The organism is Paenibacillus sp. LX16 (assembly GCF_036252815.1).
GTDB lineage: Bacteria > Bacillota > Bacilli > Paenibacillales > Paenibacillaceae > Paenibacillus > Paenibacillus polymyxa_B.
Genome location: NZ_CP141152.1, coordinates 111,334 through 123,235 on the forward strand (window position 1 = coordinate 111,334; position 11,902 = coordinate 123,235).

At 47.7% G+C, this 11,902-nt stretch carries 5 protein-coding genes and 3 rRNA genes; 7 read left to right on the plus strand and 1 reads right to left on the minus strand.

Annotated elements, in window-relative coordinates:
• Positions 1–35: 35 nt before the first annotated feature.
• Positions 36–1,070 (minus strand): alpha/beta hydrolase, encoded by a 1,035-nt coding sequence (locus T3H97_RS00420; protein ID WP_328801396.1) that lies wholly within the window; start codon positions 1,068–1,070, stop codon positions 36–38.
• Positions 1,071–1,679: 609 nt separating this feature from the next.
• Between T3H97_RS00420 and T3H97_RS00425 the strand changes: the two genes are divergently transcribed.
• From T3H97_RS00425 to pdxT, 7 genes are all read left to right on the plus strand, one after another.
• A 16S ribosomal RNA gene (locus T3H97_RS00425) occupies positions 1,680–3,235 on the plus strand.
• Between the two features lie 339 nt (positions 3,236–3,574).
• A 23S ribosomal RNA gene (locus T3H97_RS00430) occupies positions 3,575–6,499 on the plus strand.
• A 151-nt stretch (positions 6,500–6,650) separates the two neighbouring features.
• Positions 6,651–6,767: ribosomal RNA gene (gene rrf, locus T3H97_RS00435) — 5S ribosomal RNA — on the plus strand.
• Together the 16S, 23S and 5S rRNA genes form the textbook arrangement of a ribosomal RNA operon.
• A gap of 346 nt (positions 6,768–7,113) precedes the next feature.
• Entirely contained in the window at positions 7,114–8,571 is a 1,458-nt protein-coding gene (guaB, locus tag T3H97_RS00440) for an IMP dehydrogenase (RefSeq protein ID WP_013308172.1), read from the plus strand.
• Positions 8,572–8,898: 327 nt separating this feature from the next.
• A complete protein-coding gene (locus T3H97_RS00445; protein WP_328801397.1) occupies positions 8,899–10,287 on the plus strand; it encodes a D-alanyl-D-alanine carboxypeptidase family protein in 1,389 nt (462 codons plus the stop codon).
• Between the two features lie 131 nt (positions 10,288–10,418).
• Positions 10,419–11,300, plus strand: a complete 882-nt coding sequence (gene pdxS / locus T3H97_RS00450) for a pyridoxal 5'-phosphate synthase lyase subunit PdxS (RefSeq protein WP_025720037.1) — start codon at positions 10,419–10,421, stop codon at positions 11,298–11,300.
• Between the two features lie 16 nt (positions 11,301–11,316).
• Positions 11,317–11,883, plus strand: a complete 567-nt coding sequence (gene pdxT, locus T3H97_RS00455) for a pyridoxal 5'-phosphate synthase glutaminase subunit PdxT (protein ID WP_013308175.1) — start codon at positions 11,317–11,319, stop codon at positions 11,881–11,883.
• The last annotated feature ends 19 nt before the right edge of the window (positions 11,884–11,902 follow it).

Here is an 11,902-nt window from a genome sequence, read left to right on the forward strand (position 1 = left end):
TTTGTTTTTTAGGCTGTCCTTAACATATAAAGTCCCTAATCATCTGTGTATGCTTTAGACGTGGTTGACTGAAAGTGACTGGTGTCGGTGATGAGTTCACGGATAACTTGGATGACAAGCTCCGGTTGATCATGGATGATCATATGCTCGCTTTTCTTGGCAACAATTAATTTGCTGTTTGTAGAGATGTTAAGCATCTCGCGCTGTCCGATTTGCCAGCTTTGTTCAATCTGATCATTTCCGCGTTTACTAATACCGAACTGAGTCAAATCTTGTTGAATGCCCCGAGCAATTACACGTACAGGGAGATTACCCAGATGCTGTCCCCGTATGGCATCTTCGGTAGTGCTCGCTAGGTCACCCTCCTCTGCAACAGACCGAAAGTATTTAGAAGAAGCGACAATATTCACAAAAGATTTTCTATCTTGATATTCGACCCGACCCGTCAGCATAAAATTGGGGAACAGGCGAAAAGCCCCTGATTTTTCTAGGAGAATGGATATTAACGGGGAGGGATTGACCTTAGGCCGTTCCTTGGCATAGATCTTATTTGTCCGTCGGGCGTCATTCTCAGGCCTGGCATCCACCAGAACCAATCCTGCCACTTCGTCTCTGTATGTCTGCGCGTACAGTCTTGAGTACATCCCTCCGAGGGAATGGCCTACCAGAATATAAGGAGCTTGGATGCCTGCGTTTTTTAAGGTGACATGAAGCTCTCGAACGATGTTTTCCCCGGTTCGTGGAGTAGCAGCCTCTTCGCTCCAGGCATAGCCTGCCCGGTCATAGGATACAACGGTGGCGAATGATGACAGCTTTTCGGGAATATCTCTCCAGGATAGGCTACTTTCCCCGCTCCCTGATTCGAGCAATATTGTCGGAGAGCCGTTACCGAGTTTACGAATATGAAGTTGATAGCCCCCGGCATCGACCAATTCCCCCGGAGGTGGGTATTGTGATTTATCCTTCTTGGATGCAATCCACTCATACACAAATCCAGAGATCACGAAAAGCAATAAGCAAGAGATGATAAGAAACACAATTCTCGTCCATGTTCGCCTTCGTTGCTTCATTAGAAAATCTACTCCTCTATACAGCTATAATTAATCATTACCTAAAGTTGCGTGAAACAAAAGCTGCTACCACATGGTTTGTGGCTAGCTCCTTATCTTTTTACCCATCCTTTCTTTGTCAAATCATCAATATTAAAGAAAAAAACAGAATATGCACTTGAGTTGTAATGAGCAACATGCGTATTTGAGATCATTGAATGGATATCACATCGTTCTTGGATGCGGATAACTAAGTCCATTTGGCAAAAGTGCAGAGTACACAGGATAAAATTACAACAATAAAGATAGTAAAAACTATTCATTAAAAAGGGTTGCATTTAAATATACAGAATGGTATACTCTAATTCCGGCCAAGAAATACAATATTGCGAGCGAGTGTTTCAAAAAAAGATTCTAAAAAATGCTTGCAAAGTTGGTTCGGACATGATATGATATAAGAGTTGATGAGGCGACAAACTGAATCAACAAGAAAAGAATGTTTGATCTTTGAAAACTGAACAACGAGTGAGTAAAACGATTTTGTTCGCAAAATCAAACAAGAGATATTTTTATCTCGTCAGTTTCAAAATGAGCTTATCGCTCTTTCTATAAACCAACTTCGGTTGGTCTTTAATGGAGAGTTTGATCCTGGCTCAGGACGAACGCTGGCGGCGTGCCTAATACATGCAAGTCGAGCGGGGTTGTTTAGAAGCTTGCTTCTAAACAACCTAGCGGCGGACGGGTGAGTAACACGTAGGCAACCTGCCCACAAGACAGGGATAACTACCGGAAACGGTAGCTAATACCCGATACATCCTTTTCCTGCATGGGAGAAGGAGGAAAGACGGAGCAATCTGTCACTTGTGGATGGGCCTGCGGCGCATTAGCTAGTTGGTGGGGTAAAGGCCTACCAAGGCGACGATGCGTAGCCGACCTGAGAGGGTGATCGGCCACACTGGGACTGAGACACGGCCCAGACTCCTACGGGAGGCAGCAGTAGGGAATCTTCCGCAATGGGCGAAAGCCTGACGGAGCAACGCCGCGTGAGTGATGAAGGTTTTCGGATCGTAAAGCTCTGTTGCCAGGGAAGAACGTCTTGTAGAGTAACTGCTACAAGAGTGACGGTACCTGAGAAGAAAGCCCCGGCTAACTACGTGCCAGCAGCCGCGGTAATACGTAGGGGGCAAGCGTTGTCCGGAATTATTGGGCGTAAAGCGCGCGCAGGCGGCTCTTTAAGTCTGGTGTTTAATCCCGAGGCTCAACTTCGGGTCGCACTGGAAACTGGGGAGCTTGAGTGCAGAAGAGGAGAGTGGAATTCCACGTGTAGCGGTGAAATGCGTAGAGATGTGGAGGAACACCAGTGGCGAAGGCGACTCTCTGGGCTGTAACTGACGCTGAGGCGCGAAAGCGTGGGGAGCAAACAGGATTAGATACCCTGGTAGTCCACGCCGTAAACGATGAATGCTAGGTGTTAGGGGTTTCGATACCCTTGGTGCCGAAGTTAACACATTAAGCATTCCGCCTGGGGAGTACGGTCGCAAGACTGAAACTCAAAGGAATTGACGGGGACCCGCACAAGCAGTGGAGTATGTGGTTTAATTCGAAGCAACGCGAAGAACCTTACCAGGTCTTGACATCCCTCTGATCGGTCTAGAGATAGGCCTTTCCTTCGGGACAGAGGAGACAGGTGGTGCATGGTTGTCGTCAGCTCGTGTCGTGAGATGTTGGGTTAAGTCCCGCAACGAGCGCAACCCTTATGCTTAGTTGCCAGCAGGTCAAGCTGGGCACTCTAAGCAGACTGCCGGTGACAAACCGGAGGAAGGTGGGGATGACGTCAAATCATCATGCCCCTTATGACCTGGGCTACACACGTACTACAATGGCCGGTACAACGGGAAGCGAAATCGCGAGGTGGAGCCAATCCTAGAAAAGCCGGTCTCAGTTCGGATTGTAGGCTGCAACTCGCCTACATGAAGTCGGAATTGCTAGTAATCGCGGATCAGCATGCCGCGGTGAATACGTTCCCGGGTCTTGTACACACCGCCCGTCACACCACGAGAGTTTACAACACCCGAAGTCGGTGGGGTAACCCGCAAGGGAGCCAGCCGCCGAAGGTGGGGTAGATGATTGGGGTGAAGTCGTAACAAGGTAGCCGTATCGGAAGGTGCGGCTGGATCACCTCCTTTCTATGGAGAATCGTTTCCTGCAATGGAAACATTCAAATATGAAGCGTAAGCTTCAAAAACTACTCACTCGTTGCTCAGTTTTGAGAGTTCAAACTCTCAACATACTGCATGAATATCATCCGCTCGGTTGAGTTGGACCGATATTCACACAGGCTACAGTTTCGATGAAACTGTATTGCACCTTGAAAACTGGATACCGAAACGAAATTGCGTTTTAGAATATTCCTTTAAGCTGATCTTGTGTAAACAAGTGAAATAAAGGTAGCTGCCTTGAATTTCATTCACACGTAAGTGTTGAACCGAAATTCAAAGTAAATCGTATTTACGATGTAAATACTAGGTTAAGCTACAAAGAGCACACGGAGGATGCCTAGGCGCCAGGAGCCGACGAAGGACGTGGCGAACAACGATAAAGCCTCGGGGAGCTGTAAGCAAGCTTTGATCCGGGGATGTCCGAATGGGGAAACCCGGCTGTCTTCATCGACAGTCACTTTCTGCTGAATACATAGGCAGAATAGAGGCAGACCAGGGGAACTGAAACATCTAAGTACCCTGAGGAAGAGAAAACAATAGTGATTCCGTCAGTAGCGGCGAGCGAACGCGGATTAGCCCAAACCAAGGAGCTTGCTCCTTGGGGTTGTGGGACGTCTCACATGGAGTTACAAAGGAACCGGTTAGATGAAGAGGTCTGGAAAGGCCCGCCAGAGAAGGTAAAAGCCCTGTAGTTCAAAACTTGTTCTCTCCGAGACGGATCCCGAGTAGTGCGGGGCACGTGAAACCCCGTATGAATCCGGCAGGACCATCTGCCAAGGCTAAATACTCCCTGGCGACCGATAGTGAAGCAGTACCGTGAGGGAAAGGTGAAAAGCACCCCGGAAGGGGAGTGAAATAGATCCTGAAACCGTGTGCTTACAAGAAGTCAGAGCCCGATCTATGGGTGATGGCGTGCCTTTTGTAGAATGAACCGGCGAGTTACGTTCCCGTGCAAGGTTAAGGTGAAGAGCTGAAGCCGCAGCGAAAGCGAGTCTGAATAGGGCGAATGAGTACGTGGACGTAGACCCGAAACCGGGTGATCTACCCCTGTCCAGGGTGAAGGTGCGGTAACACGCACTGGAGGCCCGAACCCACGCATGTTGAAAAATGCGGGGATGAGGTGGGGGTAGCGGAGAAATTCCAATCGAACCCGGAGATAGCTGGTTCTCCCCGAAATAGCTTTAGGGCTAGCCTCGGAAAGAAGAATCGTGGAGGTAGAGCACTGATTGGGTGCGGGGCCCGCAAGGGTTACCAAGCTCAGTCAAACTCCGAATGCCATAGATTTAGTTCCGGGAGTCAGACAGTGAGTGCTAAGATCCATTGTCGAAAGGGAAACAGCCCAGACCATCAGCTAAGGTCCCCAAGTGTGTGTTAAGTGGGAAAGGATGTGGAGTTGCACAGACAACCAGGATGTTGGCTTAGAAGCAGCCACCATTGAAAGAGTGCGTAATAGCTCACTGGTCGAGTGACTCTGCGCCGAAAATGTAACGGGGCTAAACACACCACCGAAGCTATGGCTTGATGCTTGCATCAGGGGTAGGGGAGCGTTGAATGCGGGTTGAAGGTGTACCGTAAGGAGCGCTGGACTGCATTCAAGTGAGAATGCCGGTATGAGTAACGAAAAGATCTGTGAGAATCAGATCCGCCGAAAGCCTAAGGGTTCCTGAGGAAGGTTCGTCCGCTCAGGGTAAGTCGGGACCTAAGGCGAGGCCGATAGGCGTAGTCGAAGGACAACAGGTCGAAATTCCTGTACCACCGTAATCCGTTATGAGCGATGGGGTGACGCAGTAGGGTAGTGACGCGGACTGATGGATGTCCGTCTAAGCAGTGAGGCTGGTGTGTAGGCAAATCCGCACATCGTAAGGCTGGGCTGTGATGGGGAGCGAAAATTATAGTAGCGAAGGTCATGATCTCAGACTGCCAAGAAAAGCCTCTAGCCAGGAGAAGGTGCCCGTACCGCAAACCGACACAGGTAGGCGAGAAGAGAATTCTAAGGCGCGCGGAAGAACTCTCGTTAAGGAACTCGGCAAAATGACCCCGTAACTTCGGGAGAAGGGGTGCCTCGGTAGGGTGAATAGCCCGAGGGGGCCGCAGTGAAAAGGCCCAAGCGACTGTTTAGCAAAAACACAGGTCTGTGCGAAGCCGCAAGGCGAAGTATACGGGCTGACGCCTGCCCGGTGCTGGAAGGTTAAGGGGAGTGGTAAGCCTTCGGGCGAAGCTATGAACCGAAGCCCCAGTAAACGGCGGCCGTAACTATAACGGTCCTAAGGTAGCGAAATTCCTTGTCAGGTAAATTCTGACCCGCACGAATGGCGTAACGACTTGGGCGCTGTCTCAACGAGAGATCCGGTGAAATTTTAATACCTGTGAAGATGCAGGTTACCCGCGACAAGACGGAAAGACCCCATGGAGCTTTACTGCAGCTTGATATTGAATTTGGGTACGATCTGTACAGGATAGGTGGGAGCCGTAGAACTTTGAGCGCCAGCTTGAAGGGAGGCATCCTTGGGATACCACCCTGATCGTATCTAGGTTCTAACTTGGTACCGTAATCCGGTACGAGGACAGTGTCAGGTGGGCAGTTTGACTGGGGCGGTCGCCTCCTAAAGAGTAACGGAGGCGCCCCAAGGTTCCCTCAGAATGGTTGGAAATCATTCGAAGAGTGCAAAGGCAGAAGGGAGCTTGACTGCGAGACCTACAAGTCGAGCAGGGACGAAAGTCGGGCTTAGTGATCCGGTGGTACCGCATGGAAGGGCCATCGCTCAACGGATAAAAGCTACCCTGGGGATAACAGGCTTATCTCCCCCAAGAGTCCACATCGACGGGGAGGTTTGGCACCTCGATGTCGGCTCATCGCATCCTGGGGCTGAAGTAGGTCCCAAGGGTTGGGCTGTTCGCCCATTAAAGCGGTACGCGAGCTGGGTTCAGAACGTCGTGAGACAGTTCGGTCCCTATCTGTCGTGGGCGTAGGAAATTTGAGAGGAGCTGTCCTTAGTACGAGAGGACCGGGATGGACGTACCGCTGGTGTACCAGTTGTTCCGCCAGGAGCACCGCTGGGTAGCTATGTACGGAAGGGATAAGCGCTGAAAGCATCTAAGCGTGAAGCCCCCCTCAAGATGAGATTTCCCAGTATGTAAGACCCCTTGAAGACGACGAGGTAGATAGGTTGGGGGTGGAAGTGCAGTAATGCATGGAGCTGACCAATACTAATCGGTCGAGGGCTTATCCTAAAATAAAACGCAAATGAGTTTCGGATCCAGTTTTCAGGGTGTAACCTTGAAGGTATGTACAAGTGACATACGACAAGCGCATGGCTATTCATTCACACGATAAGTGATGAATCGAATAACCATACAGTAGAATTTACGATGTAAATTCATGTTTGGTGGCGATAGCGGAGGGGTTCCACACGTACCCATCCCGAACACGACCGTTAAGCCCTCCAGCGCCGATGGTACTTGGACCGCAGGGTCCTGGGAGAGTAGGACGTCGCCAAGCAACAAGTAAAGAGGACCATGATCTCATTGAGATCATGGTCCTCTTTGGTATATTACGGTACAAACCACTTATATAATTGCTTCTATGCTGCGCATTCAAAGAGGAGATATGCTTTTGTGAATAGCTATTACCTTTGGAAACGCTTAATTTTAAAGGTTGTCCTTCGTAGGAGTACAGTTGTTTGTACAGGGAAATACTAAAGGTTAGGGCTATTGATGAAGGCTTGACACCCCTATACCGCTTTGCTAAGATGGCAATAATATATTTTCAGAGAGCCTTGATTTGTCCATGTCGGACAGACAACAAGACCAATACAGACTAAACAATTTGAAGGAGGATCATCTTGGTGTGGGAAGATAAATTCGGTAAGGAAGGCCTTACCTTTGACGATGTTTTGCTGGTACCTCGCAAGTCGGTGGTTCTGCCCAAAGAAGTAAGCGTGGCGACTCGTTTGAGTGATAACGTGAAGCTGAATATTCCTTTGATGAGTGCTGGTATGGATACTGTTACTGAGGCAGTGTTGGCAATTGCGATGGCTCGCGAGGGCGGTATCGGTATTATTCATAAAAATATGTCCATTGAACAGCAAGCGGTAGAGGTGGATCGAGTTAAACGTTCGGAGAGCGGTGTTATCACCAATCCATTCTCATTGACTCCAGATCATTTGGTGTCCGATGCTGAAGCAGTTATGGGTAAATACCGTATTTCTGGTGTACCTGTTGTAAATGAAGAAAACAAACTGGTGGGTATTATTACTAACCGCGATCTTCGCTTTATTCACGATTTTAACCTTAAAATTAGTGAAGTCATGACGAAGGAAGAACTGGTAACTGCACCTGTAGGTACGACTTTACAGGAAGCGGAAGTCATTTTGCAAAAGCATAAAATTGAAAAGCTCCCTTTGGTCGATGATGAAAATTATCTCAAAGGTCTTATTACCATTAAAGATATTGAGAAAGCTATTCAATTTCCGAACGCAGCGAAAGATGCACAAGGGCGTCTTCTGGTCGGTGCGGCTGTCGGCATTTCCAAGGATACATTTGATCGGACTGAAGCACTTGTAAAAGCTGGTGTGGATATGATTGTTGTGGACTCTGCTCACGGCCATCATATTAACATTATTGAAGCGGTCCGCAAGCTGCGTGAGGCTTATCCTGATCTGACGATTGTAGCAGGTAATGTAGCTACTGGTGACGGAACGCGCGAATTGATTGAAGCAGGAGCATCGGTCGTAAAAGTCGGTATTGGTCCAGGCTCCATCTGTACAACACGCGTAATCGCAGGGATTGGTGTTCCACAAGTAACAGCAATTTATGATTGTGCAACAGTAGCACGTGAATATAATATTCCGATCATTGCAGACGGTGGTATTAAGTACTCCGGTGAAATTACAAAGGCCATTGCGGCAGGCGCTTCTGCGGTAATGCTGGGGAGTCTTTTTGCAGGTACGGAAGAAAGCCCAGGCGAATCTGAAATTTATCAAGGACGCCGCTTTAAAGTATATCGTGGTATGGGTTCTATGGCTGCGATGAAGCAAGGTAGTAAAGATCGTTATTTCCAAGATGACGACAAGAAATTGGTACCGGAAGGTATCGAAGGACGCGTTGCTTATAAAGGACCACTTTCCGACACTGTTCATCAGCTGTTGGGCGGTCTTCGTTCCGGTATGGGTTATTGCGGTACAGCTAATATTGAGGAGCTTCGTAACGATACAAGTTTTATCCGTATTACAGGAGCTGGTCTGCGTGAGAGCCATCCGCATGATGTGCAAATTACGAAAGAAGCACCAAACTACTCTTTATAAAGTTCGGCTGTAATAGACTTGACGACAGGCAGAGCGTATTTCGCTCTGCCTGTCTTTTTTTAGAGATACCCCTGTGATAGAATAGACAAGTGTCCGCCTTTTTGACGAAATTTATTGACGAATTAGGACACGTAGGTCTTTTGGACGATTCCTACCAGTGAAGAAGATTCGAGCAGAAAATGCTCATGACAGGATACAACTAAGCAAACGAAATAAAACTGGATTTTAACACTAAAACATTAATTACATTGGCCAAGTAAAGGCTGTAACCACCGTCTCGTTATATATAGCGGATCGGGTTGAGGTATGAGAGGAGTTTGTATTCATTTGAAAGCGAACAATTTAAAGCAAAATACAAAACGCAGCATGATTAAAAAGAGTGTGACTGCAGTCATGGTGCTTAATATGATGTATATGTCGGCATTGCCTGTGGTAGGCAATTTCGATCCGAGCGTGGCTACTTTTGCAGCTGGAGCGGCAACACAGGCAACCAATATTACGGGGACAGGCTCTATTAATCCCCCTAGTCTGGCACTACGTTCTGCCATTTTGATCGAGCCTTCCACTGGGCAAGTATTGCTATCTATGAATCCAGATGAGCCACTTCCACCAGCTAGTATGACTAAAATGATGACAGAATACATCGTGGCTGAACAGGTTAAGCAAGGTAAACTCAAGTGGACGGATAAAGTTACAGTTAACGAGAATGCTTCTAAGAGCATTGGATCACGTATTTTTTTGGCTCAAGGGGATCAACATACGGTAGAAGAGCTTTATATTGCAATGGCGGTAGGTTCTGCTAATGATGCAACAGTAGCCCTTGCTGAACGCGTATCTGGAACTGAGCAGGACTTTGTAAAACTAATGAATGAAACAGCTCAGAAAATGGGCATGAAAAATACGTATTTTATCAACTCGACTGGTTTGGACCGTGGTGATATGCCGAAAGGCTTCCAGCCGGATACAGACCGGGAAACTGTAATGACAGCGAGAGATGCAGCTACTCTGGCTGGTTACATCATTAAAGATCATCCGGATTACACACGATTTACGACAATTCAATCTTACAAATTCCGTCCTACTGACAAGGCGCCGATTATTAACTATAACTGGATGCTAGAAGCAAACAAAAATATTACTAACTTTAGAAAGTTTGCTTACCCAGGTTTAGACGGAATGAAAACAGGCCATACGGCTAATGCTGGCAACTGTTTTACAGGAACCGCTGAACGCAACGGAATGCGTCTCATCAGTGTAGTTATGGGAGCTGATTCAGATGCACACCGTTTTACAGAGACAGCTAAAGTGTTGAACTATGGGTTTGATAATTTTGAAGTGAAGCAGGTTATTGCTCCAAAGACGGTGGTTAAGGGTGTAGAGAATGTGCCAGTGACCAAAGGTACGGAAACAGAAGTACCGATCGTCACCAAGGATGCAGTAAGCTTTATCGTATCTAAGGGTGCGAGCAATCCTAAGGTAACCTTTACAACGAACATTACACCTGCAAGCTCTCTGGTGGCACCTTTGAAGCAAGGGGCCAAAGTCGGAACCATTACGTACACGTACAAGACAGACGGTGTGGATAAAGGGCAGACGAAAACCGTTGATCTGGTTACTACGACGGCAGTAGAAGAGGGCGGCTGGTTCCGAATGCTTTTCCGGGCGATCGGTGATTTCTTCGGAGATCTGTTCCAAGGAATTAAGAACCTCTTCTAAAAAAGCATAGCTAGGCGATCTACCTTGTTTTTCATTACTTATTTTGCAGCTTGAAATGATTGTGTATTTGGCATTCGTGCGGTAAAATATTAAGTTAGAATCTAAACGTAACCCTTACAGGAGGCAACGACATGGAAACGGGAACTTCGCGTGTAAAAAGAGGTATGGCAGAGATGCAAAAAGGTGGCGTAATCATGGATGTCATGAACGCTGAGCAGGCTAAAATTGCAGAGGCAGCAGGAGCTACAGCTGTAATGGCTCTTGAACGGGTGCCTTCGGATATCCGTGCAGCTGGTGGGGTTGCTCGTATGGCTGACCCAACGATTGTGGAAGAAGTTATGAAGGTTGTTTCTATTCCTGTTATGGCTAAGGCTCGTATCGGTCACTTTGTAGAGGCAAAGGTACTGGAATCTCTCGGTGTTGACTATCTCGATGAGAGCGAAGTATTGACACCTGCGGATGAAGTTTTCCATATTGATAAACGGGAGTTCACCGTTCCATTTGTTTGTGGAGCCAAGGATCTGGGAGAAGCGCTGCGTCGTATTGGTGAGGGTGCATCTATGATCCGTACGAAGGGCGAACCGGGGACTGGGAATATTGTTGAGGCCGTTCGGCATATGCGTTTTATCAATGGTCAAATTCGCAAGGTGCAAAACTTGTCGAAGGACGAGCTGTATGCAGAAGCGAAAAACCTCGGAGTTGCTTATGAACTGCTGTTGGAAGTGCATGAGCTTGGCAAGCTGCCTGTGGTCAACTTTGCAGCGGGTGGTGTAGCAACACCTGCCGATGCCGCGTTAATGATGCATTTAGGCGCTGATGGCGTCTTTGTAGGTTCTGGTATTTTCAAGTCGGATAGCCCTGAGAAGTTTGCACGTGCAATCGTGGAAGCGACCACTCATTATACGGATTACAAGCTGATTGCAGAAGTCTCCAAGAATTTGGGAACTCCTATGAAAGGCATTGAAATTTCCAAACTGGCACCGCATGAGCGCATGCAGGATCGTGGTTGGTAAGAAAGAAGGGACCGGCATGAAAATAGGTGTATTGTCGCTGCAAGGCGCTGTAGCTGAACATATACGTAGCGTTGAACGTGCAGGTGCGGAATGTATAGCGGTGAAGAAGATCGAACAGCTCAATGAGCTGTCCGGTCTTATCATTCCCGGTGGTGAAAGCACCACTATTGGTAAGCTAATGCGCAAGTATGATTTTATAGAGGCTATACGTCAGTTTTCCAATCAAGGCAAGCCTGTATTTGGTACTTGCGCGGGATTGATTGTACTGGCTAAAACGATTCAAGGACAGGAAGAAGCACATTTGGGACTCATGGATATTACAGTATCGCGCAATGCATTTGGTCGCCAAAGAGAAAGCTTTGAAACAGACTTGAACATTAAAGGGATTGAGGAACCGGTTCGTGCTGTATTTATACGCGCACCATTAATACAGTCTGTTGGAACGGGAGTAGATGTGCTGTCTGAGTATAACGGCGAGATCGTGGCAGCCCGTCAGGGTCATTTGCTGGCTTCATCCTTCCATCCGGAGTTAACAGACGATTACCGGTTACATCAATATTTTGTGGATATGGTCCGCGAATAGTGAAAGTCAGGTTTGTAGT

What these genes read in the sequence shown, in the direction of transcription:
- pdxT (WP_013308175.1), top strand. Translation starts at nt 11,317, where the DNA reads ATGAAAATAGGTGTATTGTCGCTGCAAGGCGCTGTAGCTGAACATATA.
- pdxS (WP_025720037.1), top strand. Translation starts at nt 10,419, where the DNA reads ATGGAAACGGGAACTTCGCGTGTAAAAAGAGGTATGGCAGAGATGCAA.
- T3H97_RS00420 (WP_328801396.1), bottom strand. Translation starts at nt 1,070, where the DNA reads ATGAAGCAACGAAGGCGAACATGGACGAGAATTGTGTTTCTTATCATC.